This window comes from Streptomyces sp. NPDC031479 (assembly GCF_055581065.1).
The window spans coordinates 1-23,692 of the sequence record NZ_JBVIKC010000008.1 but is presented as its reverse complement, the minus strand read 5'-3'; the positions used below and the strand labels follow the sequence as shown (position 1 = coordinate 23,692).

The window sequence follows — 23,692 nt, the reverse complement described above, 5'->3', positions numbered from 1 at the left end:
CGTCACAGCTTCTTGACGCTCTTCACGCCCTTGACACCCTTTATGCGGCCGGCCCGGTTGGCGCGGCCGCGCGCGGTCTTCAGCCGCAGGCCGCCGCGCTGACTGCCGATGCGCAGCCCCGTGCCGCCGGCCAGCCAGCCGGAGGCGACGTCCTTGCCCTGCGGCGGGCCGCCGTTGGCCTCGACGGCCATCGGGTCGTTCTCGGCACGGCGGGCGAGCGCCATGAGGAACGGCACTGTGAAGGGCGCGAGCAGCAGGTCGTACAGGGTGGCGGTGAACAGCAGGCCGACGAGGCCGACGTGCCGGGCGGCGGTGTCGCCGACGAGGGCGCCGACGCCCGCGTAGAGCAGGGTGGAGGACATCGCGGCGGCGACGACGGTGAGCATCGGGCCCCAGGCGGAGCGGAACCGCCCGGTGTCGGGGCGGACGAGGCCCACGAGGTAGCCGATGAGGCACAGGACGAGGGCGTAGCGGCCGGCGGCGTGGTCGGCCGGCGGGGCCAGGTCGGCGAGCAGGCCGGCGCCGAAGCCGATGAGGGCTCCGCCGACGGGCCCGTAGACCAGGGCGAGGGCGACCACGGTCAGCAGGACGAGGTCGGGGACGGCCCCGGGCAGCTGGAGCCGCCCGAGAACGCTGACCTGGATGACGAGGGCCACGGCGACGAGCGTGCCCGAGAGCAGGATCCGGTTGAAGCGCATGGTGATCGGCTCCTACTCGTCGGCCGGCTTGACGGACGCGCCGGCGGACGGGGTGACCGTGACCGTGACCGTCGGGGTGGGCTTGGGGGCCTCGGGCTTGGGGGGCAGGACGGCGTCGCGGGGGTCCTCGCGCGGGGGCATGACGACCACGCCGACGATGTCCAGGCGGGAGAAGCCGACGAACGGCCTCACCCACACGGTGCGGGTCAGGTCCCCGCGGGAGGGGTCGGCCTTGACGACCTCTCCGATGGGGACGCCGGGTACGAAGGGCTTGTTGCCCCGGGAGCCGAAGGTGACGAGCCGGTCGCCCGGGTTCACCTTGGCCTTGCCGTTGAGCATCTGGACGGAGAGGGCGCGGTCGCCCTGACCGGTGGCGAAGCCGAGCTCTCCGGTCTTCTCCAGTCGGGTGCCGACGGTGAAGTCGGGGTCGTTGGCGAGCACCACGGTGGCGGTGTCGGGGCCGACGGTGGCGACGCGGCCGACGAGTCCGTCCCCGTTCAGGACGGTCATGTCGCGCTCGATGCCGTCCTTGCTGCCCGCGTCGATGGTGACGGTCCAGGAGAAGCCCTGGGCCGCTCCTATGGCGATGACTTCGGCGCCCTTGATGCCGTACTGTCCGGCGCCGGCCCGCTTGAGCATCTCGTCGAGCTCGTGGATGCGGCTGCGGGTCTGGTCGTCGCTGCCCAGTTTGGCCTTGAGCGCGGTGTTCTCGCGCTCAAGCGTCGCGATGCGGCTGTGGCGCTCGCCGGAGTCGCGTACGGCCCCTATGGCGTTGGCGACCGGATCCACCGCGGTCGCCATACCCTTTTCGACGGGTCCGAAGACCGCTGCGGCGGCCTGCCGGGCCCCGTCGACCGGCGACTCCTCTCCCGCCCTGATGTCCACCGTGATCAAAGCGAACGCGATGGCGATCAGCAGCACCAGGAGCAGCCGGCTCTCTCGTGTGTCCCTCACGTGCGGAGGCCGTGCCTTCCTCGTAGAAACCCATGCGGCGGAGCCGCTCCGGTGGAGCCGGGGCACGCACCGGACTGTGCCTGTATATCAACGATCCGCCGCACCGGCGCGGTAGCACCCGTACGGCGGATCCTTGTGTTCCGCATGCCCCGTTCGCGGGGATTCGATCACCGCCGGGGCTGGGCGTCCAGAACCTGCTGGAGGGCCTCGAACTCCTCGACGCACTTGCCGGAGCCCAGGGCCACGGAGTCGAGCGGGTCCTCGGCGATGTGGATCGGCATGCCCGTCTCGCGGCGCAGGCGCTCGTCGAGCCCGCGCAGCAGGGCGCCTCCGCCGGTGAGGACGATGCCGCGGTCCATGATGTCGCCGGAGAGCTCCGGCGGACACTTGTCGAGGGTGGTCTTGACGGCGTCGACGATGGCGTTGACGGGCTCCTCGATGGCCTTGCGGACCTCGGCGGCCGAGATGACCACGGTCTTCGGCAGGCCGGAGACGAGGTCGCGGCCGCGGATCTCGGTGTGCTCGTCCTTGTCGAGGTCGTACGCCGACCCGATGGTGATCTTGATCTGCTCGGCGGTGCGCTCGCCGAGGAGGAGCGAGTACTCCTTCTTGATGTGCTGGATGATCGCGTTGTCCAGCTCGTCGCCGGCCACCCGGATGGACTGAGCGGTGACGATTCCGCCGAGGGAGATGACGGCGACCTCGGTGGTGCCGCCGCCGATGTCCACGACCATGTTGCCAGTGGCCTCGTGGACGGGCAGGCCCGAGCCGATGGCGGCGGCCATGGGCTCTTCGATGATGTGCACCTGGCGGGCGCCGGCCTGCGTGGACGCCTCGATGACGGCGCGTCGTTCCACTCCGGTGATGCCGGAGGGCACGCAGACCACCACGCGCGGACGGGCCAGGTACCGGCGCTTGTGGATCTTGAGGATGAAGTACCGGAGCATCCGCTCGGTGATCTCGAAGTCGGCGATCACGCCGTCCTTGAGGGGCCGTACGGCGACGATGTTGCCGGGCGTCCGGCCGATCATCTTCTTCGCCTCGGAGCCGACCGCCAGGATGCCACCGGTGTTCGTGTTGATGGCGACCACGGACGGCTCGTTCAGGACGATTCCCCGGCCCCTCACGTACACCAGCGTGTTGGCGGTCCCGAGGTCGATCGCCATGTCACGGCCGATGAACGACATGTTGTTCCCCTTGTTCCCCATGAGGAGCGTCTGGCCTTCCAGTTGATAGCGGCTGCTGTCAGGGTCGGCGAGGTGGGTGTGTGGGTGGAGGCCCCATCGTAGTGCCGCAAGCGCGGAGTCCGCGCGACGGGACTCCGGCAATCCCGCCGGAACGGATACCCGCCCCCTTAGTGGTGACGTCGTGTCCTGTCCAGGCGTTCCCGGTTGCCACCCGCAATACCGAAGGGCGACCGAAATTACTTCGGTCGCCCCAGGTCATGAGCGCTATTTGGCTGATGTCTCGTCAGGAAAGAGTGCCCCGGAAGGACCCCCGCGCCCCTCAGAGGGAGGGGAAGAAGAGCTTCAGCTCGCGCTCCGCGGACTCCTCGGAATCCGAGGCGTGGACCAGGTTCTCCCGGGTGACGGTGCCGAAGTCGCCCCGGATGGAACCGGGCGCCGCGGCGATCGGGTCGGTGGGTCCGGCCAGCTGGCGGACACCCTCGATCACGCGTTCCCCTTCGACGACCAGGGCGACGACCGGACCGCTGGACATGAAGCCCATGAGCGGCTCGTAGAACGGCTTGCCCTTGTGCTCGCCGTAGTGGGTCTCCAGGGTCGCCTCGTCCAGCGTGCGCAGCTCCAGCGCGGGAATGGTCCAGCCGGCCTTCCGCTCGATGCGGCCGATGATCTCGCCGATCAGGCCGCGCCTGACGGCATCCGGCTTGAGCAGGACGAGGGTGCGCTGGGTCATGTGAGAACTCCTTGCGGCATACGGGTGCGGTAGGGCGAATCTACAGGGCCGTTACGGGGACCCGTCACGCAGCGTCAGGAGCAGCGCTCTCGGCCTGCGCGGCCCAGCGCGCCTTGATCGCGTCGATCCGCCGGCCGTAGTGCACCGAGCACCACCACAGACCCGCGAAGACCGCGCCCAGGAAGAACATGGTGGGCACCACGAAACCGCTCGCGATCAGCCCGATCTGCAGCGCCCAGCCCAGCTGGACGGCACCGGGACGCGACAGCATCCCGCACAGCAGCACCGACAGCAGCATGGTCACGCCGCAGACCGTCCACACCTGGGCCTGCGTCAGGTCCGGGTTCTTCATGGCCACCAGGCCCGCGAAGCCGACGATGAAGAATTCACCGATCAGCGTGCTCGCGCAGAGCGTGCGCATCGATCCCTCAGCCCCTCTTGAACAGCAGGCGGGCCTCGCCCACCGTGATCACGGAACCGGTCACCAGGACCCCGGCCCCACCGTATTCGGCCTCTTCCTCCGCCAGGGTGACGGCCGCCTCCAGGGCGTCGTCCAGCCGCGGCTCCACCTGCACCCGGTCCGCTCCGAAGACCTCGACCGCGATGGCCGCCAGTTCGTCCGCGCCCATCGCCCGGTGGCTGGTGTTCTCGGTGACGACGACCTCCGCGAAGATCGGCTCGAAGGCCTCGAAGACGCCCTTGACGTCCTTGCCCTCGCTCGCCGCCACCACGCCGATTAGCCGGCTGAAGCCGAAGGCCTCGGTGACCGCCTCCGCGGTCACCTGCGCGCCCGCCGGGTTGTGCGCGGCGTCCAGGATCACCGTGGGGCTGCGGCGCACGACCTCCATGCGACCCGGCGAGGTCACCGAGGCGAAGGCACGGCGCACCGTGTCGGCGTCCAGCTCCCGCGCGTGCTCCCCGCCGACCCCGAAGAAGGCCTCGACGGCGGCCAGCGCCACCGCCGCGTTGTGCGCCATGTGGGCGCCGTACAGCGGCAGGAAGATGCCGTCGTACTCACCGCCCACCCCGCGCAGGGTCAGCATCTGGCCGCCGACCGCCACCTCGCGGGAGACGACACCGAACTCCATGCCCTCGCGGGCCACGGTCGCGTCGACCTCGACGGACTTCTTCAGCAGCACCTGCGCGGCGTCCACCGGCTGCTGGGCCAGGATCACGGTGGCGCCCTGCTTGATGACGCCGCCCTTCTCCTGGGCGATCTCGCCGGGCGTGGAGCCGAGCCGGTCCGTGTGGTCGAGGCTGATCGGGGTGATCACGGCGACCGAGCCGTCGATCACGTTGGTGGCGTCCCAGCTGCCGCCCATCCCGACCTCGACGACGGCCACGTCCACGGGGGCGTCCGCGAAGGCCGCGTACGCCATGCCCGTGAGCACCTCGAAGAAGGACAGCCGGTACTCCTCGGCCGCGTCGACCATCTCCACGTACGGCTTGATGTCGTAGTACGTCTCGACGAAGCGCTCGGCGTCGATCGGCGCCCCGTCCAGGCTGATCCGCTCCGTGATCGACTGCACGTGCGGGCTCGTGTAGCGGCCGGTGCGCAGGTCGAAGGCGTTCAGCAGGGCCTCGATCATCCGGGCCGTGCTGGTCTTGCCGTTCGTGCCGGTCACGTGGATCGACGGGTACGCGCGCTGCGGCTCGCCCAGGACGTCCATCAGCGCGGCGATCCGGCTGACCGACGGTTCGAGCTTGGTCTCGCCCCAGCGCGTGGCGAGCTCCTGCTCCACCTCCAGGAGCGCCTTCGCCACCTCCGGGTCCTCGGGGCGGGAGGGCACCGGGTCACCCGTGGGCGGCCCGGCCTGGGCGCGCAGGGTGCGGCTGCCGGCCTCGATCACCGCCAGGTCGGGGTCGCGGTCGGACTCTTCCGCCACTATCTGGTCGAACTCGTCGAAGGAGTCGTCGAGGTGGTCGACGCCGTCACGGTCGTGGCTCTCGGGCTGCTGCTCACTCACGCACCCAGTCTACGGACGAGGGCCCCCGGGACTTTCGGCCCGGCCGTTTCAGGACCTTCGGCTACGAAAGCGACCGGATCGTTATGCAAGCCTTGCGGACAGGAGATTGGGGAACAAATGCCGCAGGCCAGCGCCAACAAGACAGCTTCCAGCCGCGACATAGGGATGGACCTGGGGACCGCCAACACCCTCGTGTACGCGCGCGGGCACGGAATCGTCCTCAATGAGCCGTCCGTGGTCGCGGTCAAGGCGGGCACGACCACGGCCCTCGCCGTCGGCGCCGAGGCCAAGGAGACCATCGGCCGCACCCCGGGCTCCATCACCGCGATCCGCCCCCTCAAGGACGGGGTGATCTGCGACTACGAGGTCGCCGAGGAGATGATCCGGCACTTCGTCCGCAAGGCCGTCCCCGGCCGACGCCCCCGCACCCGGATGGTCATCTGCGTCCCGTCCGGGGTGACCCCGGTCGAGCGGCGGGCCATCATCCACGCCTCCACCCGGGCCGGCGCCAGGAAGGTCCACCTGATCGAGGAACCGATGGCGGCCGCGATCGGCGCCGGACTGCCCGTCGCCGAGGCGCGCGGCTCCATGGTCGTGGACATCGGCGGCGGCACCTCCGAGGTGGCCGTCATCTCGCTCGGCGGCATCGTCACCTCCCGGTCCCTGCGCGTCGGCGGGGACCGGCTGGACACGGCGATCATCGACTACGTCCGCAAGGAGCACGCGCTGCTCATCGGCGAGCGCACCGCCGAGGACATCAAGATCGGCATCGGCTCGGCCTGGCCCGTCCCGGACCGGCCCGAGCTGGAGACCCGCACCTTCACCGTGCGCGGCCGCGAGAAGGTCGGCGGCATGCCCAAGACCCTGGAACTGGACGCCGCGGACGTCCGCTCCGCCCTCGACGAGCCGGTCGAGGCGATCATCGCCGCCGTCCGCGGCACCCTGGAGGAGTGTCCGCCCGAGCTCTCGGGCGACGTGATGCAGCACGGCATCGTCCTCACCGGCGGCGGCGCCCTCCTGCCCGGCCTCGACCTGCGCATCGCCTCCGCCACGGGCATCCCGGTCTTCGTCGCGGACGCCCCGCTGGACTGCGTGGCCCTCGGCTCGGGCAAGTGCGTCGAGGAGCTGGACACCCTCGGCAGCCTGTTCACCTAGGTCCTGCCGTCGAAGTGGCGCCGGTACGGCCCGCGGCCGGGCGCCACTTCGACGACGAGAGACGGCCTAGCCGCGCGGGAGCGTCGCCACGACCTCGTACGCGTCCTCGCCGCGGGTCGCCGTCAGGGTTCCGCCCAGGCTGCGGACGCGCTCGGACATGCTCGCCGTGCCCGAACCCGCCGAGACCGGGGCCCTGCCCGGGGTGCGGGCCGGGAGGCCGTTGCTGACCGCGATCCGCAGCTGCGGCCCGTCCACCCGGATCACCACCTCGATGGTCTCGCCGTGCGCGTGCTTGGCCGCGTTCGTCAGGCACTCCTGCACCACCCGGTAGACCGCCGCCTGCCGCAGCGGCGACAGCGCGTGCGCGTCCGGGTCCATGGCCAGACGCACCGGTGAACCGGCCCGGCCGCTCTCCCGCGCCAGCTCCTCCAGCCCGTCCACACCGGGCGTCGCGGCCCGCTCCCCGCGCTGCACGATGATCTCGTTCAGCACCAGGTGGGCCCGCCGCGCCGTGTCCGCCAGCTCCTCGAAGTCCTTCGCGTACGAGGTCTCGCGCGCCCGCATCGACAGCACCTCGGAGCGCACCGTGAGCAGGGTCAGCTCCCGGCCGACGAAGTCGTGGACGTCCCGGGCCACGGAGGTGCGCTCCTGCTGGACGGCGCCCTGCACCGCCGCCTCCGCCCGGCGGGCCTGGAGCTCGTTCACCAGGTCGTGCCGGTACGCGGCGATGCCCACGGCCGAGGCGAGGACCCCGATCGGCACCACCAGGCTGAGGAAGGCGCTGAGGGTCTCCGCCCTCGGCTCGGGCCAGCCCGGAAGGCTGAACACCCCGAGCGCGAAGGCGACGTAGCCGAGGGTGGCCAGCACCCCGGCCCGCCGTCCCCGGTAGCGGCCGACGGAGTACAGCGCGAACTGGATCAGCGTCAGCTCGTGCAGCCAGCCGATGAACAGCAGTGCGGTGACGTACGAGGCCCAGGGCAGCCGGCGCCGCACCAGCAGCGTCGCGCAGCCCGCGGTGAGCACGACGGCCGCCTGCGGCCCGCTGAGGGAGTTGTCGGCGGAGGCCAGGCCCGGCAGGTCCAGCGCCATCAGGGCCAGACACCCCAGGGCCGTCAGGACGTCCTGCGCCCGTGGTGAGGCGGCCCAGCCCTCGGTGAGCCGGCGGCAGGAGGCCGCGACCCGGTGGAACGCCGAGGCGGCGGGCTTGACGTGCATGCCCCCATCATCCGTGGTCCGCGTCCCGGATCGGATCCACGAGACGGACATATGAAGTGATATACGGCACTACGGGCGCCTTCGGACAGGGTCGGACGGCCCGTCCGCCCATGACCTTCCGCCCCGATCGCGGCGCTCCCCGGCCCCCCATCCCCGGCCCCCGGAAACGCGGGAAGGCCCCCGCACCGATGGTGCGGGGGCCTTCGTGGTCCGTGCCTACGCGGCGGGCAGCGCGTCCAGCTGCGCCTGGATCCGGGCGATGTCGGCCTCGGCCTTGGCCAGCCGGCCCTTGATCTTGTCCACGACGTTGTCCGGGGCCTTGGCCAGGAAGGCCTCGTTCCCGAGCTTCGCCCCGGCCTGCTGCTTCTCCTTCTCGGCGGCGCCCAGGTCCTTGCTCAGGCGCTTGCGCTCGGCCGCCACGTCGATGGTGCCGGACAGGTCCAGCGCGACGGTGGCACCGGCGACCGGGAGGGTCGCGGTGGCGTTGAAGTCCTCGCCCTCCGGCTGGAGGCGCAGCAGCTGCCGGATCGCGGCCTCGTGCGCGGCCAGCGCCGTACCGGCCAGGTCCAGGCGGGCCGGGACCTTCTGGCCCGGCTGCAGGCCCTGGTCGGCGCGGAAGCGGCGGACCTCGGTGACGACGGCCTGAAGGTTCTCGATCTCCGTCTCGGCGGCCTCGTCACGGAAGCCGCTGTCCTCGGGCCACCGGGCGACGACGAGGGACTCGCCGCCGGTCAGGGTGGTCCACAGGGTCTCGGTGACGAACGGGACCACCGGGTGCAGGAGGCGCAGGGTGGTGTCCAGGACCTCGCCGAGCACCCGGCCGGAGACCTCGGCGCCCTCGCCGCCCGCGAAGAAGGTGGTCTTCGACAGCTCGACGTACCAGTCGAAGACCTCGTCCCACGCGAAGTGGTAGAGGGCCTCGCTGAGCTTCGAGAACTGGAAGTCCTCGTAGTACGCGTCGACCTGCGCGACCGTCTTGTTCAGACGGGACAGGATCCAGCGGTCGGTCGCCGACATCTTCTCGACCGGGGGCAGGTCGCCCTCGACCGTGGCCCCGTTCATGAGCGCGAAGCGGGTGGCGTTCCAGATCTTGTTGGCGAAGTTGCGGGAGGCCTGGACCCAGTCCTCGCCGATCGGGACGTCGGTGCCGGGGTTGGCGCCCTTGGCCAGGGTGAAGCGGACGGCGTCGGAGCCGTACTTGTCCATCCAGTCCAGCGGGTCGACGACGTTGCCGAAGGACTTCGACATCTTCTTGCCGCGCTCGTCGCGGACGAGGCCGGTCAGGGCGATCGTCTTGAAGGGGACCTCGCCGTCCATGGCGTAGAGGCCGAACATCATCATCCGGGCGACCCAGAAGAAGATGATGTCGTGGCCGGTGACCAGGACGTCGGTGGAGTAGAACTTCTCCAGGTCCGGGGTCTTCTCCGGCCAGCCGAGCGTGGAGAACGGCCACAGGCCGGAGGAGAACCAGGTGTCGAGGACGTCGGTGTCCTGGGTCCAGCCCTCGCCGGTCGGGACCGCGTCGTCGGGTCCGACGCAGACGACCTCGCCGCCCGGGCCGTACCAGACGGGGATGCGGTGACCCCACCACAGCTGGCGCGAGATGCACCAGTCGTTGAGGTTGTCGACCCAGTCGAAGTAGCGCTTCTCCATCTCCTTCGGGTGGATCTTGACCCGGTCGTCGCGGACCGCGTCACCGGCGGCCTTGGCGAGGGTCTCGACCTTGACCCACCACTGGAGGGACAGGCGGGGCTCGACGGTGGTGGAGCAGCGCGAGCAGTGCCCGACGGAGTGCAGGTAGGGGCGCTTCTCGGCGACGATCCGGCCCTGCTCGCGCAGGGCGCCGACGACCGCGGAACGCGCCTCGAAGCGGTCCAGGCCGAGGAAGGGGCCGTGGACGGTGATGACGCCGCGCTCGTCCATGATCGTCATGTTCGGCAGGCCGTGGCGCTGCCCGATGGCGAAGTCGTTCGGGTCGTGGGCCGGCGTCACCTTGACGCAGCCGGTGCCGAACTCCGGGTCCACGTGCGTGTCCGCGACGACCGGGATGGAGCGGTCGGTGAGGGGCAGCTTGATGAGCCTGCCGACCAGGTGCTTGTAGCGCTCGTCGTCCGGGTGGACGGCGATGGCCGTGTCACCGAGCATCGTCTCGGCGCGGGTGGTGGCGACGACGAGGGTGTCCTCGCCCTCCCCGTACGTGATGGAGACGAGCTCGCCCGCGTCCTCCTGGTACTCCACCTCGATGTCGGAGATGGCCGTCAGGCAGCGGGGGCACCAGTTGATGATGCGCTCGGCGCGGTAGATCAGCTCGTCGTCGTAGAGCTTCTTGAAGATCGTCTGGACGGCCTTGGACAGGCCCTCGTCCATGGTGAACCGTTCACGGGACCAGTCGACGCCGTCACCCAGGCGCCGCATCTGGCCGAGGATCTTGCCGCCGTACTCTTCCTTCCACTGCCAGACCCGCTCGACGAACTCCTCGCGGCCCAGGTCATGGCGGGACTTGCCCTCCTCGGCGAGCTGCTGCTCGACCTTGTTCTGGGTGGCGATGCCGGCGTGGTCCATGCCGGGCAGCCACAGCGACTCGTGGCCCTGCATCCGCTTGCGGCGGGTCAGGGCGTCCATGAGCGTGTGCTGGAAGGCGTGGCCCAGGTGCAGGGAGCCAGTGACGTTCGGCGGCGGGATGACGATGGTGTACGCGGGCTTCTCGCTCGCGGGATCCGCCGTGAAGTAGCCACGCTCCACCCAGCGCTCGTAGAGCTTCCCCTCTACCTCGGCCGGCGCGTACTGGGTCGGCAATTCGGAGTTGGGGGCACTGGGTGTCTGCGTGTTCTCGGTCACGGGGCACAGGATACGGCGGGTGCCGCCCGCGTCACGAATCGATACCGCAGCGGGCCATCCCGTTGACCTCGGTGGCCCCGGGCCCGTCTGATGCGCCCATGAACGAGATCGTCCAGCCGCCCCTCCCCTACCAGCCCGTACCGCAGGCACCGCGCAAGCGCAGGCTCGTCCTGCGGACGGTGGTGACGGTGCTGGCCGTCGGCGCGGGGGTGTTCCTCGGCAGGCTGGCCGTGAACGCGGTCCTCGGCGGCCCCGACGACGCGGGCCGGTACGAGCTGGTCCCGCCGGCCTCCTTCCAGGGGCTGACGCTGCAGGACTCCGGACCGCGCGTGGACGCCATCAAGGAGGGGCAGGGGGCCCGCAAGCCGGGCACCGACCCGGTGGCCGTGGTCTACGCCGATCGGACCGGAGCCGCACAGCTGGTGGTCAGCGGCGCGTCCGGCGCCTTCACGGACGAGGACCCGGGGGCCGAACTCACCAAGAACCTCCACTCCATGGGCGTCAACGGGGCGACCACCCAGGATTCCGGCACGCCCGCGGGCGGGGCGATGCGCTGCGGCACCCTCACGACCGGGGCGGGACCGCTGACGCTGTGCACGTGGGCCGACCACAGTTCCCTGGTGACGGTCACCGTCCCCGTCGAGAACAAGCCGGTCACGCTGGAGGCGCTGGCCGCGCAGACCCGCGCCCTGCGCGCGGCGATGGAGGTCCCGAAGGCGTCGTAGTTCGGTAACGGCCGGGACCCCGATGCCCCCACCGGCCGGGCCTTCCGCAAGGATGTGTGAAACAGATAAGCAAACCTCACAGGGGGACGCGGGATGAGTTACAACCAGCCAGGTCCGTACGGGCAGCAGCCGCAGCAGCCGGGTCCCTACGGGCAGCAGCCCCCGCCGCCGCCCGGCCCGTACGGCCAGCAGGCCCCGCAGCCGGGCTACGGCTACCCCCAGCAGGCCCCGCCCCCGCCCGGCTACCCGCAGCAGTCCCCGCCCCCGCCGCCGGCCTTCCCCCAGCAGGGCGGCTACCAGCAGCAGCCCCCGCAGCAGCCCCAGCCCGCGTACGGCTACCAGCAGCCCCCGCAGCAGGGGTACATGCCCCCGCCGCAGCCCCCGAAGAAGTCCAAGGCCGGCCCGGTCATCGCGGTGGTCCTGGTCGTGGCCGTGATCGGCGGCGCCGGCTGGTGGTTCCTGGGCGGCGGCTCGGGCGGCTCGGTCTCGGACGCCACGAAGGGCTACAAGCTGGTGGCCCCGGAGTCGGTGGGCGAGTTCCAGAAGAACCCGGAATACAAAGAGCAGCCCATCAGCGACAAGGACAAGCAGGAAGCCGAAGCCGCGGGCATCAAGAACCCCACCCAGGTGGGCATGAGCTACAAGGCCGGCGACCCGAAGAACCTGCTGACCGCCAAGAGCCTCACCTTCAGCGGTCTCTACGGTGAACTCGCCGACCCCGAGAAGTCGGTGGACGCCTACTTCGCCCTGTTCAAGATGAACGCCGCGCAGAAGAACGACAAGTCGACGGTCGAGCTCGTGGGCAGTCCCAAGTCGTTCACCCCGGCGGGCTTCAAGGGCGCAGTGCTCAAGTGCCAGGAGATCAAGGCCACCCCGAAGGACCCGACGGCGACCAAGGGGATCAAGGAATTCACCCTGCCCGTCTGCATTTGGGGTGACTACAGCACCCTGGCCGCAGTGAGCGCCAGTGACGCGGCTTCCCTCCTCGCGGGCAAGCCCGGCTACACCCTGGAGCAGACCGCGGACCTCGCGGCGAAGCTGTACAACACCGCCCGCGTCAAGAAGTAGCGGTCGGCAGGACATACGCAGAAGGGGCGCTCCCGATCAGGAGCGCCCCTTCTGCGTACGACGGACGACCGGCTACGCCGACTTCTCGTGCGGGCCCTGGTCCTTCGGGACGATGCGGGGGACCAGCGTCGGGTTGACGTTGGAGCGGACCACGTCGGCGGTGATGACCACGCGGGCCACGTCCTTGCGGGACGGGACCTCGTACATCACCGACATCAGGACCTCTTCCATGATGGCGCGCAGGCCGCGCGCGCCGGTCTGGCGGAGGATCGCCTGGTCCGCGATGGCTTCGAGGGCCTCGCGCTCGAAGTCCAGCTCCACGCCGTCGAGTTCGAACAGGCGCTGGTACTGCTTCACCAGGGCGTTGCGCGGCTCCACCAGGATCTGGAGGAGCGCCTCGCGGTCCAGGTTGTGCACCGAGGTCAGGACGGGCAGGCGGCCGATGAACTCGGGGATCATCCCGAACTTCACCAGGTCCTCCGGCATGACCTCCTGGAACTGGTCGCTCGCCTCGATCTCGCGCTTCGAGCGGATCGTCGCCCCGAAGCCGATGCCCTTGGCGCCCGCGCGCGACTCGATGATCTTCTCCAGGCCGGCGAAGGCGCCGCCCACGATGAAGAGCACGTTCGTCGTGTCGATCTGGATGAACTCCTGGTGCGGGTGCTTGCGTCCGCCCTGCGGCGGGACGGAGGCCGTCGTGCCTTCCAGGATCTTCAGCAGGGCCTGCTGCACGCCCTCGCCCGAGACGTCGCGCGTGATCGACGGGTTCTCGCTCTTGCGGGCGACCTTGTCGATCTCGTCGATGTAGATGATCCCGGTCTCGGCCTTCTTGACGTCGTAGTCCGCCGCCTGGATCAGCTTCAGCAGGATGTTCTCGACGTCCTCACCGACGTACCCGGCCTCCGTCAGCGCCGTCGCGTCCGCGATGGCGAACGGGACGTTGAGCATGCGGGCGAGCGTCTGCGCGAGCAGGGTCTTGCCGGAGCCGGTGGGGCCGAGCAGCAGGATGTTGGACTTCGCGAGTTCGATCGCGTCGTCACGGCCCTGCGCGCCGCCGTTCTCGCCGGCCTGGACCCGCTTGTAGTGGTTGTAGACCGCTACCGAGAGCGCCTTCTTCGCCGGCTCCTGGCCGACGACGTAGCTCTCCAGGAACTCGTAGATCTCACGGGGCTTGGGGAGTTCCTCCCACCGGACCTCGGAGGTTTCCGCGAGTTCCTCTTCGATGATCTCGTTGCAGAGGTCGATGCACTCGTCGCAGATGTACACACCGGGTCCTGCGATGAGCTTCTTCACCTGCTTCTGGCTCTTTCCGCAGAACGAGCACTTGAGCAGATCGCCGCCGTCACCGATGCGTGCCACGAGGTGCTTCCCCTTCGCCTGGGAGACGCTTGGTTCAGCGACTCCTGGTGCCTCATATCCGACGGTACCTTGCCGGGGGCCCCGAGCGGGGCCCCCTTGACGTGGTTCACATCGCCCAATGCGACGACGCGCCCACGTCAACTGACGGCAAGGATCAGACCGCGCTGCTCTTGCGGGTGGAGACGATCTGGTCGATCAGGCCGTACGCGAGAGCGTCCTCGGCCGTCAGGATCTTGTCGCGCTCGATGTCCTCGCGGATCTTCTCGATCGGCGTGGTCGAGTGCTTGGCCAGCATGGCCTCCAGCTGGTCGCGCATGCGCAGGATCTCGTTGGCCGCGATCTCCAGGTCGGAGAGCTGCTCACGGCCGGTGCCGCCCGAGGGCTGGTGGATCAGCACGCGGGCGTTCGGCAGCGCCATGCGCTTGCCGGGGGTACCGGCGGCCAGCAGGACGGCGGCGGCGGAGGCCGCCTGGCCCATGCAGACCGTCTGGATGTCCGGCTTCACGAACTGCATCGTGTCGTAGATCGCCGTCAGCGCGGTGAAGGAACCACCGGGGCTGTTGATGTAGATCGAGATGTCGCGGTCCGGGTCCATCGACTCCAGGCACAGCAGCTGCGCCATGACGTCGTTGGCGGAGGCGTCGTCGATCTGCACGCCGAGGAAGATGACGCGCTCCTCGAAGAGCTTCGCGTACGGGTCGTACTCGCGCACGCCCTGCGAGGTGCGCTCGACGAAGCGCGGGATGACGTAGCGGTTGTCCACCTGCGGGCCGGAGTAGAGGCCGCTCGCGGAGAAGTTCGCGGAGAAGTTGTTCTGCATCTGGGTGTTCACCATCCTGGTGGCGTTCTGCGGGCTGAGGGTGCCTGTGCGGGCGGGCGGTACGGAGGGCCGTACGCCGGGGCCGGGATCAGGCCCCGGTGCCGCCGCCGCCGGGAACCAGGGAGGCGGCCGAGATGATCTCGTCGATCAGGCCGTACGCCTTGGCCTCCTCCGCCGTGAACCAGCGGTCGCGGTCGCCGTCGCGGATGATCGCCTCCACGGTCTGGCCCGAGTGGTGCGCGGTGATCTCAGCCATGCGCTGCTTGGTGCGCAGCAGGTACTGGGCCTGGATCTTGATGTCCGAGGCGGTGCCGCCGATGCCGGCGGAGCCCTGGTGCATCAGGATGTCGGTGTTCGGCAGGGAGAAGCGCTTGCCGGCGGTGCCGCCGGTGAGCAGGAACTGGCCCATGGAGGCCGCCATTCCCATGCCGATGGTGACGACGTCGTTCGGGATGTACTGCATGGTGTCGTAGACCGCCATGCCCGCCGTCACCGAGCCACCGGGGCTGTTGATGTACAGGTAGATGTCCTTCTCCGGCTCGGCGGCCAGGAGGAGGAGCTGCGCCGTGATCTTGTTCGCGATGTCGTCGTCGACCTGCTGGCCGAGGAAGATGATGCGCTCGCCGAGCAGCCGGTTGTAGACATGGTCGCCGAGGCCGCCACCGATGGACGGCTCACCCGCGGCGTAAGGCTTCAGATTCGTCACGTATCCACCTGCTCGTCTCCGACGGCCACATGCCGTCTCAGCGTCTCGTTCTGGGGCGCGGACCTACCGGTGGGGCGATGCCCGCCGGCTTCGGGTACTCCCGTGCCCTCGTATTCATGGACCCTAACGCGCAGGTAGGACAACGCCATCCCGCTTCCCGAACTGTTCGCTCGGAGCGCAAGGTGACCGGGCCCCACGAGGAGGGTCACGAAGGGACGGCGAAGGGCCCGGACGCGACCGCGTCCGGACCCTTGCCACTACTGCTCCACGGGCTCGGCCCAGGGGTGTTGCCTAGGCCTCTTCGGCCTTCACCTCGGTGTCACCGTCGACGGCGTCCTCGACGACCTCGACGGCGGCCTCGGTCTCGTCCTCGTCGGAGAGGTCGATGACCTCACCGTTGGTGTCGACGACCTTGGCCTTCTCGACGACGACCGCGAGGGCCTTGCCGCGGGCGACCTCGCCGACGAGCATCGGCACCTGGCCACCCTCGACGACGGCCTGGGCGAACTGGTCCGGGGACATGCCCGAGGACTGCGCGCGGCGCATGAGGTGCTCGGTGAGCTCCTCCTGGTTGACGCCCAGCTTCTCCTTGTTGACCAGGGCGTCCAGCAGGAACTGGGTCTTGATGCCCTTGACGGCCTGCTCGGCGGTCTCGGCGTCGAACTCCTCGACCGTCTTGCCCTGGATCTCCAGGAACTTCTCCAGGTTCAGGCCCATCTGGCCGAGCTGGTGGTGCTCCAGGTTGTGCTTGCGGGTCTGGACCTCGTCCGCGAGCAGCTTCTCGGGGACGGGGATCTCCGCGAGCTCCAGGAACTTCTCCAGCACGCGCTCCTGGGCCTGGGTGGCCTGGTCGTACTGCTTCATGTTCTCCAGGCGCTTGCGGCTGTCCGCCTTGAGCTCCTCGAGGGTGTCGAACTCGCTCGCCATCTGGGCGAACTCGTCGTCCAGCTCCGGCAGCTCACGGGCGGAGACCTTGGTGACCTTGACGGTGACCTCGGCGTCCTTGCCCTCGGCGGAGCCGCCCTTCAGCTGGGAGGTGAAGGTGGCCTCGCCACCGGCCTCCAGGCCCTTGACGGCCTCGTCGATGCCGTCGAGGAGCTCGCCCGAGCCGATGGTGTAGGACACGTCGCTGGCGACACCGTCCTCCAGCACCTCTCCGTCGACCTTGGCCTCCAGGTCGATGGTGACGACGTCGCCGTCCTGGGCGGCGCGCTCGACGTCCTTGGTGGACGCGAAGCGGCCGCGCAGCTGCTCGACCGACTTCTCGACGTCCTCGTCGGAGACCTCGATGGCGTCGACCTCGACCTCGATGCCGGAGTAGTCCGGGATCTCGATCTCGGGGCGCACGTCGACCTCGGCGGTGAAGGCGAGCAGCTCGCCGTCCTTCAGCTCCGTGATGTCGACCTCGGGCTGGCCCAGCGGGTTCAGGTCGGCCTCGTTGACCGCCTCGGTGTAGAACTTCGGGAGGGCGTCGTTGACGGCCTCCTCCAGCACCGCACCGCGGCCGAAGCGCTGGTCGATGACGCGCGCGGGGATCTTGCCCTTGCGGAAGCCCTTCACCGTGACCTGCTGGTTGATCTTCTTGTACGCCGCGTCGAGGCTGTCCTTGAGCTCCTCGAAGGGCACCTCAACAGTGAGCCGAACCCGAGTCGGGTTCAGGGTCTCCACGGCGCTCTTCACGGTTCGGTCTCCTTGTGGCTGACTGCTTGGGGTTCTGCCGGAACGCTGCGATTCAGCGGTTCGACGGATTCGGCCCGGTACATCAGACACACGGGCACGCAGCTTGCATAGTAACCGCAAGCGGCAATCAGCCCACAACGCGATCTTCGATCCGTGATCTTGGTGCAGGCGGTACTGGATGGTCGGGGTGGCCGGATTCGAACCGACGACCTTCCGCTCCCAAAGCGGACGCGCTACCAAGCTGCGCCACACCCCGTCGGTGCGACACGTAGGGTACATGCCCGGAGACCCTCTGATGCGCGCGGTTTTCCGGGCGCCGCACGCGCGCGCGGCTCCGACGCCGGACACGGCGACGGGAAAGGGGTGTGCGCTCACCCTGCGCGACCCGCTAGGATGCTGTCCGTGCCACGGTCCCCGGACCTGCGGCGCGCATGTTGCGGGTGTAGCTCAATGGTAGAGCCCTAGTCTTCCAAACTAGCTACGCGGGTTCGATTCCCGTCACCCGCTCTGAAGCACAAAGGGCCAGGTCAGAGGAGATTTCCTCGACCTGGCCCTTCGTCGTTCCCGGGGCGGCGTTCAACGCGGACGTGGGGTGGCACTGGGTCGATCGGCCGGAGGGGGAACCACCGGAGGTCTGCCCAGCGCCCCACCCGTTCCGCCGGCATCCAGGATCCCGGGCGGCGTCTCCCCGGGCCCGGAGCCGGGTCGTTTCGCTAGAGCTTGATCCCCGCGATGGTGTCGGCGAGGGAGTTCAGGAAGCGGTTGACGTCCGGGGCGATGGAGCTGGACGCGAGGAAGAAGCCGAAGAGGACCGCGACGATCGCGGGGCCGGCCTTCATGTGCTTGCCGCGGATGAGGATCACCAGGATGACCGCCAACAGAACCACCACTGACAGCGAAATGGCCACTACTGATCACACCTTCGGTCGTCCCCTGGCCGGCCCGGGGCGTACGGCGGCGCACACCCCCACATGCACCATCCTCCCACCAACCGGGCCCGGCTACCCGTCCCGTGACGAATCGCCATCGCCTCATTCCCGCCAAGCGGACCCGCACTCGGCGCATTTCGGGCATGGGGTACGGGTCACGGGGTGGTGATGCCGAGGAGGGAGCGCACGTACGCGTACTTCGCGGTCAGCCGGTCGCGGGTGGGGGCGTCCAGTACGGAGAGGCGTACGGGGTCGGCGTTGTGCGCGAGGTCGGCCTCCTTGACGAGGGCCGCGCCGGGGGTGGCGAGGATGCGGGCCGCGTACTCCTCCACCGGCTCCCCGGGGCGTTTGGTGAGGGCCAGCACCATGGCCTTGACCTCCTGCGGGACAGGCGTGGCGGCGAGCTCGGCGGGGGTGAGGGCCTCGTCCTCGACGGCGTCGTGGAGCCAGGCCGCCGCCTGCTGCGCCGGGGTGCCGCCGCGCAGGCGGACGCCCTCGGCCACGGCCGCGAGGTGCTCGGCGTAGGGCCGGCCGGCCTTGTCGGTCTGGCCCTCGTGCGCCCCGCGGGCGAGGGCTTCGACCTCCAGGAGGGTCAGCGGTTGCTGTGTCATGCGATCCCCTTCGCTGCCGTTCGGAGGGCCTGGGCGGCCCGGCGCACATCCGCCTGCGTGGTACGCCAGTTGGAGAACGCCGCGCGCAGGGCGGGGGTTCCCCCGTAGACGGTGGGGGTCACGAAGACCTCGGCGCCGGCGGCCTCGCGCAGGGCGGTCAGGCGTTCGGGGGTGGGGGCGGTGGCGAGGGTGAAGCAGACGACGTTGAGCCGGACCGGGGCGAGCAGGCGCAGGGCCGGTTCGCGTTCCACTTCCTCGGCGAGGGCGCGGGCGCAGTCGACGTCGCGTTCGACGATCTCGCGGTGGCCCGCGCGGCCGTAGGCGCGGAGCGTGAACCAGGCGGCCAGCGCCCGCAGCCGGTGGGAGTTCTCGGGGGTGAGGTGGACGAGGTCGGGGTCGTCGCCGAGGGGGCCGAGGTAGGCCGCGGAGTTCTGGAAGACACGGGTCTGCAGGTCGCGGCGGCGGGTGAACTGGACGGCGCTGTCGTAGGGGACGTTGAGCCACTTGTGCAGGTCGACGCAGACGGAGTCGGAGGCGTCGAGGCCGGCGGTGAGGTGGGCGTGGCGCGGGGAGAGGGCGGCGAAGGCGCCGAAGGCGGCGTCGGTGTGCAGCCAGAAGTCGTGGCGGGGGCGCAGGGCGTCGAGGGCGGGGAGGTCGTCGAAGTCGACGGTGTTGACGGTGCCGGCGTTGGCGACGACCACGGCCGGTCCGGAGCCGTCGGCGAGCGCGCGGTCGAGCGCGGCGGGGTCGACGGCCTCCCGGCCGGGGAGCGTGGGGACCCGTACGAGACTCGCCCGGCCGAGACCGAGGACGGAGAGGGCCTTGGCGATGGAGGAGTGCGGAGCGCCGGACAGGACGCGGACGGGCCCGAGGGCCGCCGCGCCGTCCTCGGCCGGGGAGACGCCGAGGCGTTCGCCGAGCCATTCGCGGGCGATGGCCAGGCCGACGGTGTTGGACATGGTGGCGCCGCTGACGAAGGTGCCGGTGTGGGCGTCGGAGAGGCCGAAGAGGCCGCGCAGCCAGCCGGTGGTCTCGCGTTCGAGGTGCTGGCCCGCACCGTCGAAGGCGGAGTTGGAGTTCTGGTCGTGGGCGGCGGTCAGCCAGTCGCCGGCGAGGGCGGCGGGGGTGGCTCCGCCGGTGACGAAGCCGAGGTAGCGGGGGCCGGCGGAGGCCGAGAACCGGAGGGCCCAGCGGGACCGGAAGGCCTCCAGGGCCGCCTCGGTGCCGCTGCCGTGCTCGGGCAGCGGCTCGGGGGCGGGCGGGGCGGCGGCCGCGGCGGCCGGTACGACGGGCCGCGCGTCGAGCGCGGCGAGGGCCTCGGTGGCGGCGCGGCGGGTGGCGTCGAGGAGGTCGGGCAGACGGGCCAGATCGGCGGCGAGGGTGCGGTCCATGGCGGCACGGTAGGCCTCCGGCGGTCGCGGGGGACGGGCCAATCCCCGCTGATTGGCCCGCCCGGCCGAGCGGTTCCGCCGGGGGCGGGGCGGCTCCGCCGGGGGCCGGGACCCCGCCAGAGGCCGGTCCCCTCAGGGGGAGCGGCGGATGAGGAGGAGGGCGCGGTCGTCGTTGACGTCCTTGGCCACCTTCTCGATCAGGTGCCACGCCGCGCCCTCCCACCCCGCGGCGACGTAGCGGTCGGCCTCGCCCGTGAGGCGGTCGATGCCCTCGCTGATCTCTCGCTCCGCCGTCTCGACGAGCCCGTCGGTGAACAGCATCAGGACGTCGCCCCGCCGCAGGTTGCCCCGGGCCGGGGTGAACTCCGCGCCGTCGTAGACGCCGAGCAGCGGTCCCTCCCCGGTGACCTCCCGCCAGCGGCCGGTGCCGGCGGAGAGCTGGAGGGCGGGGAGGTGGCCGGCGGAGAGCAGTTCGTAGTCGCCGGTCTCCAGGTCCAGGACGAGGTGGATGGAGGTGGCGAAGCCCTCGTCCCAGTCCTGGCGCAGCAGGTAGCCGTTGGCGGCGGGGAGGAAGTCCCGGTGCGGGAGGGCGCCGAGGAGGCCGCCGAAGGCCCCGCTGAGCAGGAGGGCCCGCGAGCCCGCCTCCATGCCCTTGCCGGAGACGTCGGTGAGGACGATCTCCAGGGTGCGGCCGCCGTCGGTGCGGGCGGCGACCACGAAGTCGCCGGAGAAGGACTGGCCCCCGGCCGGCCTCAGGGCCATCTCGCGGTGCCAGCCCCGCGGCAGGGCGGGCAGCTTGCTCTGGACCCGGATCCGTTCGCGCAGGTCGAAGAGCATGGTGCCGCCGCGCCGCCAGGGCACGCCGACGCGGCTGCGGAACTGGGCGATGACCAGCCCGAAGAAGCCGCAGGCGGCGACCACCAGGACGGTTCCCGGGGTGACCCGGGCGGGCCCTTCGGTGTACGGGCCGAGCACCAGGGCCTCGACGATCAGGGCGGTCGCGGAGGCGGCGTAGAGGGCGATCAGGCTCGCGGGCCGCAGCAGCAGGCCACCGGCCACGATGGGCAGGACCAGGGCCGACGGGGAGAACCAGACCGGCAGCATCATGGTGCCGCAGGCGATGGCGGGGACGGTCAGCAGGAGTCCGGCGAAGGCGAGCCAGTCGGAGGCGTCGCCGCGGAAGTAGTCGACGGCGGATTTGCGCAGCGCTGTGCGGGCCCGGTGCCACAGCATGCGCGTCCGGGCCATGAGCGTCTCCACACGTGCTCCGGCCATTGCATCGGGACCCTATCCATCCTGGCTGTGCCCGCGCAGGGGTACCCCCGGACCACGTGGCCTTCGACGGTCGAAAACACTTCGACCGCGACGGAATGCCCTGGTAAGGATGATCACATGGCTCTTGAGATGCGCGTTTTGTCAATGGATGACTGGGACGTCTGGTTCGATCATCTGGAACTGGCGTTCGGCGGCGTGCCCGAATCCCCGCAGCACCGCAAGACCTTCCGGTCCCTGACCGAGCCGGAACGTTCACTCGGCGTGTGGGACGGTGAGAACTGCGTCGGCTCGGCCTCGGCCTTCAGTTTCCGGCTCTCGGTGCCGGGCGGCGGCGCGCCGGTTCCGGCGGCCGGCGTGACGATGGTGGGCGTCGCCCCGACGCACCGCCGCCACGGGGTGCTCACCTCGCTGATGCGGCGCCAATTGGACGACGTCCGTGCGGGTGGCGAGCCGATCGCCGTGCTGACGGCCTCGGATCCGGCGATCTACGGACGCTTCGGCTACGGCACCGCCACCTACGCCCTCTCCGTGGACGTCGACACGACCCGGGTGCGACTCTCCGTGCCCCCGGGGACGGACGACGTACGGCTGCGCCTGGTCGACCCGGAGAAGGCCCTGCCCGACTGCGAGCGGGTCTACGCCCGGCTGGTCGCCCGGCGTCCCGGCATGCCGGCCCGGCAGCCCGGCTGGGACCTCAAGACGCTGCTCGACCCGGAGGGGCACCGGGGCGGGGCCTCGCCGCTGAAGTGCGTGGTGGCCGAGGACGCGGACGGCGAGGTCGTCGGATACGCCCGTTACCGGGTCGCGCCGGACTGGGAGCAGAGCGGCTCGGACGGCAAGGTCCAGGTCCAGGACGTGGACGCGCTGCACCCGGCGGCGTACGCGGCGCTGTGGCGCTACCTCTTCGGGATCGACCTCACCTGGAGCGTGCGCGCGTTCGGGCGGCCGGTGGACGATCCGCTGCTGCACCTGGTCAGCGACATCCGGCGGATCCGGACGCGGCAGCGGGACTCGCTGCACGTGCGGCTGGTGGACCTGCCGGCGGCGCTCGGTGCGCGGGCCTACGGGGCCCCGCTGGACGTGGTCCTGGAGGTCGAGGACGCCTTCTGCCCGTGGAACGCGGGCCGGTGGCGGCTGACGGCGGGCGCGGACGGCGCGGTGCGGTGCGAGCGGACCGAGGACGGGGCGGACCTGGCGCTGTCGGTCCGGGAGCTGGGCTCGGCGTACCTCGGCGGGATCACCCTGGCCTCGCTGGCGGCGGCGGGCCTGGTGCGCGAGCTGCGTCCGGGCGCCCTGACGCGGGCTTCCCGCGCCTTCGCCGGGGACGTCGCGCCCTGGCTCCCGCACGGCTTCTAGGGTCGCCCAGGGCGGGACGGGAGGCCGGGGGGCTGGGTTCGCCCGCAGCGGGACGGGAGGCTTCCGGGTCCGCCGCAGCGGGACGGGAGGCCGCGGGCGGTCAGCGGGACTGGCAGCCGGGGCACCAGAAGAGGTTGCGGGCGGCGAGGCCGGCGGTGCGGATCTCGCTCCCGCAGACGTGGCAGGGCATGGCGGCGCGCCGGTAGACGTACACCTCGCCGCCGTGGTCGTCCACGCGCGGCGGGCGGCCCATCGCCTCGGGCAGGTGCTCGTCGCGGACGGTGTCGATCCGGTTGTTCCGCACGCCCTCGCGCATCAGCGCCACGAGGTCGGTCCAGATCGCGTCCCACTCGCTCCGCGCGAGGTCCTTGCCGAGCCGGTACGGGTCGATGCCGTGCCGGAAGAGGACCTCGGCTCGGTAGACGTTGCCGACGCCCGCGACGACCTTCTGGTCCATGAGCAGGGCGGCGACGGTGGTGCGGGAGCGGGAGATCCGCCTCCAGGCGCGGTCCGGGTCGTCGGCCGGGCGCAGCGGGTCGGGGCCGAGCCGGTCGTGTATCGCCTTCTTCTCGCCCTCGGCGACGACGGCGCACGCGGTGGGGCCGCGCAGGTCGGCGTAGTGCTCCTCGTTCAGCAGCCGCAGCCGGACCGTGTCGGTGGCCGGAGGGGCCGGGGCGGGGCCGAAGCCGAGCTTGCCGAAGAGGCCGAGATGGATGTGGATCCAGGCGTCGCCGAGTTCCAGGAAGAGGTGCTTGCCGTGGGCCTCGGCGCTCTCCAGCTCGCGCCCGTCGAGGAGGGCCGCGCTCTCGGCGAACCGGCCCTGGGGGCTGCTGACCCGGACCGTCCGGGCGGCGAAGCGCTCGGTGTGGTCCTGGGCGAGGCGGTGGATCGTATGCCCCTCGGGCACGGCACTGCTCCTACGTCCGGGTGGGTCGGGGGGGGGGGGGGGGGGGGGGGGGGGGGGGGGGGGGGGGGGGGGGGGGGGGGGGGGGGGGGGGGGGGGGGGGGGGGGGGGGGGGGGGGGGGGG

At 70.9% G+C, this 23,692-nt stretch carries 21 protein-coding genes and 2 tRNA genes; 5 read left to right on the top strand and 18 right to left on the bottom strand.

Going from position 1 to position 23,692, the window contains the following annotated elements:
- Positions 1-2: 2 nt before the first annotated feature.
- From mreD to folC, 6 genes are all read right to left on the bottom strand, one after another.
- Positions 3-698, bottom strand: a complete 696-nt coding sequence (gene mreD, locus ACZ5D2_RS11555) for a rod shape-determining protein MreD (protein ID WP_030229648.1) — start codon at positions 696-698, stop codon at positions 3-5.
- A 12-nt stretch (positions 699-710) separates the two neighbouring features.
- The gene (gene mreC / locus ACZ5D2_RS11550; protein ID WP_371678555.1) at positions 711-1,652 is read right to left on the bottom strand and encodes a rod shape-determining protein MreC; all 942 of its coding nucleotides are present in this window, start codon (positions 1,650-1,652) and stop codon (positions 711-713) included.
- A gap of 167 nt (positions 1,653-1,819) precedes the next feature.
- Positions 1,820-2,839, bottom strand: a complete 1,020-nt coding sequence (locus ACZ5D2_RS11545) for a rod shape-determining protein (protein WP_008738981.1) — start codon at positions 2,837-2,839, stop codon at positions 1,820-1,822.
- A gap of 319 nt (positions 2,840-3,158) precedes the next feature.
- The gene (ndk, locus tag ACZ5D2_RS11540) at positions 3,159-3,569 is read right to left on the bottom strand and encodes a nucleoside-diphosphate kinase (RefSeq protein ID WP_266839005.1); all 411 of its coding nucleotides are present in this window, start codon (positions 3,567-3,569) and stop codon (positions 3,159-3,161) included.
- 64 nt (positions 3,570-3,633) lie between these two features.
- Positions 3,634-3,990: a DUF4233 domain-containing protein gene (locus ACZ5D2_RS11535; RefSeq protein WP_266839007.1), complete on the bottom strand. Its 357-nt coding sequence runs from the start codon at positions 3,988-3,990 to the stop codon at positions 3,634-3,636.
- A gap of 7 nt (positions 3,991-3,997) precedes the next feature.
- On the bottom strand, positions 3,998-5,536 hold the full coding sequence (gene folC, locus ACZ5D2_RS11530) for a bifunctional tetrahydrofolate synthase/dihydrofolate synthase (RefSeq protein WP_371678554.1): 1,539 nt from the start codon (positions 5,534-5,536) through the stop codon (positions 3,998-4,000).
- A 117-nt stretch (positions 5,537-5,653) separates the two neighbouring features.
- Here folC and ACZ5D2_RS11525 point away from each other — a divergent pair, with 117 nt between their 5' ends.
- On the top strand, positions 5,654-6,691 hold the full coding sequence (locus tag ACZ5D2_RS11525; protein ID WP_371678553.1) for a rod shape-determining protein: 1,038 nt from the start codon (positions 5,654-5,656) through the stop codon (positions 6,689-6,691).
- Positions 6,692-6,757: 66 nt separating this feature from the next.
- On the opposite strand, the gene ACZ5D2_RS11520 is transcribed toward ACZ5D2_RS11525, so the two are convergent.
- Positions 6,758-7,906, bottom strand: a complete 1,149-nt coding sequence (locus tag ACZ5D2_RS11520; protein WP_371678552.1) for a sensor histidine kinase — start codon at positions 7,904-7,906, stop codon at positions 6,758-6,760.
- A 216-nt stretch (positions 7,907-8,122) separates the two neighbouring features.
- Positions 8,123-10,744, bottom strand: a complete 2,622-nt coding sequence (locus ACZ5D2_RS11515; protein WP_371678551.1) for a valine--tRNA ligase — start codon at positions 10,742-10,744, stop codon at positions 8,123-8,125.
- A gap of 98 nt (positions 10,745-10,842) precedes the next feature.
- Here ACZ5D2_RS11515 and ACZ5D2_RS11510 point away from each other — a divergent pair, with 98 nt between their 5' ends.
- Together ACZ5D2_RS11510 and ACZ5D2_RS11505 are read left to right on the top strand one after the other, a co-directional pair.
- Complete coding sequence (locus ACZ5D2_RS11510; RefSeq protein WP_371678550.1) at positions 10,843-11,469, top strand: hypothetical protein; 627 nt, start codon at positions 10,843-10,845, stop codon at positions 11,467-11,469.
- Between the two features lie 93 nt (positions 11,470-11,562).
- Complete coding sequence (locus ACZ5D2_RS11505) at positions 11,563-12,537, top strand: hypothetical protein (protein ID WP_371678549.1); 975 nt, start codon at positions 11,563-11,565, stop codon at positions 12,535-12,537.
- Between the two features lie 72 nt (positions 12,538-12,609).
- Here the strand turns inward: ACZ5D2_RS11505 and clpX are convergent, their stop codons facing one another.
- From clpX to ACZ5D2_RS11480, 5 genes are all read right to left on the bottom strand, one after another.
- On the bottom strand, positions 12,610-13,896 hold the full coding sequence (clpX, locus tag ACZ5D2_RS11500) for an ATP-dependent Clp protease ATP-binding subunit ClpX (protein WP_030229634.1): 1,287 nt from the start codon (positions 13,894-13,896) through the stop codon (positions 12,610-12,612).
- A gap of 154 nt (positions 13,897-14,050) precedes the next feature.
- Positions 14,051-14,731, bottom strand: a complete 681-nt coding sequence (locus tag ACZ5D2_RS11495) for an ATP-dependent Clp protease proteolytic subunit (protein WP_371678548.1) — start codon at positions 14,729-14,731, stop codon at positions 14,051-14,053.
- 73 nt (positions 14,732-14,804) lie between these two features.
- On the bottom strand, positions 14,805-15,422 hold the full coding sequence (locus tag ACZ5D2_RS11490) for an ATP-dependent Clp protease proteolytic subunit (RefSeq protein WP_030229632.1): 618 nt from the start codon (positions 15,420-15,422) through the stop codon (positions 14,805-14,807).
- A gap of 291 nt (positions 15,423-15,713) precedes the next feature.
- On the bottom strand, positions 15,714-17,102 hold the full coding sequence (gene tig / locus ACZ5D2_RS11485) for a trigger factor (RefSeq protein ID WP_266839022.1): 1,389 nt from the start codon (positions 17,100-17,102) through the stop codon (positions 15,714-15,716).
- 179 nt (positions 17,103-17,281) lie between these two features.
- Positions 17,282-17,358 (bottom strand) — tRNA-Pro (locus ACZ5D2_RS11480).
- 180 nt (positions 17,359-17,538) lie between these two features.
- On the opposite strand from ACZ5D2_RS11480, the gene ACZ5D2_RS11475 reads away from it, so the two are divergent.
- Positions 17,539-17,609 (top strand) — tRNA-Gly (locus ACZ5D2_RS11475).
- Positions 17,610-17,815: 206 nt separating this feature from the next.
- Here ACZ5D2_RS11475 and ACZ5D2_RS11470 read toward each other — a convergent pair.
- From ACZ5D2_RS11470 to ACZ5D2_RS11455, 4 genes are all read right to left on the bottom strand, one after another.
- Positions 17,816-18,010: a hypothetical protein gene (locus ACZ5D2_RS11470; protein ID WP_030229627.1), complete on the bottom strand. Its 195-nt coding sequence runs from the start codon at positions 18,008-18,010 to the stop codon at positions 17,816-17,818.
- Between the two features lie 176 nt (positions 18,011-18,186).
- Positions 18,187-18,642 (bottom strand): HD domain-containing protein, encoded by a 456-nt coding sequence (locus ACZ5D2_RS11465; RefSeq protein ID WP_266839024.1) that lies wholly within the window; start codon positions 18,640-18,642, stop codon positions 18,187-18,189.
- Positions 18,639-20,033 (bottom strand): pyridoxal phosphate-dependent decarboxylase family protein, encoded by a 1,395-nt coding sequence (locus ACZ5D2_RS11460; protein ID WP_468928771.1) that lies wholly within the window; start codon positions 20,031-20,033, stop codon positions 18,639-18,641. The genes ACZ5D2_RS11465 and ACZ5D2_RS11460 overlap by 4 nt, the downstream gene beginning before the upstream one ends.
- A gap of 132 nt (positions 20,034-20,165) precedes the next feature.
- Positions 20,166-21,308 (bottom strand): PP2C family protein-serine/threonine phosphatase, encoded by a 1,143-nt coding sequence (locus tag ACZ5D2_RS11455; protein ID WP_371678529.1) that lies wholly within the window; start codon positions 21,306-21,308, stop codon positions 20,166-20,168.
- A gap of 117 nt (positions 21,309-21,425) precedes the next feature.
- On the opposite strand from ACZ5D2_RS11455, the gene ACZ5D2_RS11450 reads away from it, so the two are divergent.
- Positions 21,426-22,664, top strand: coding sequence for a GNAT family N-acetyltransferase (locus ACZ5D2_RS11450; RefSeq protein ID WP_468928769.1), 1,239 nt, complete (start codon positions 21,426-21,428; stop codon positions 22,662-22,664).
- A 100-nt stretch (positions 22,665-22,764) separates the two neighbouring features.
- Here the strand turns inward: ACZ5D2_RS11450 and ACZ5D2_RS11445 are convergent, their stop codons facing one another.
- Complete coding sequence (locus ACZ5D2_RS11445) at positions 22,765-23,571, bottom strand: Fpg/Nei family DNA glycosylase (RefSeq protein ID WP_371678527.1); 807 nt, start codon at positions 23,569-23,571, stop codon at positions 22,765-22,767.
- Positions 23,572-23,692 lie beyond the last annotated feature (121 nt).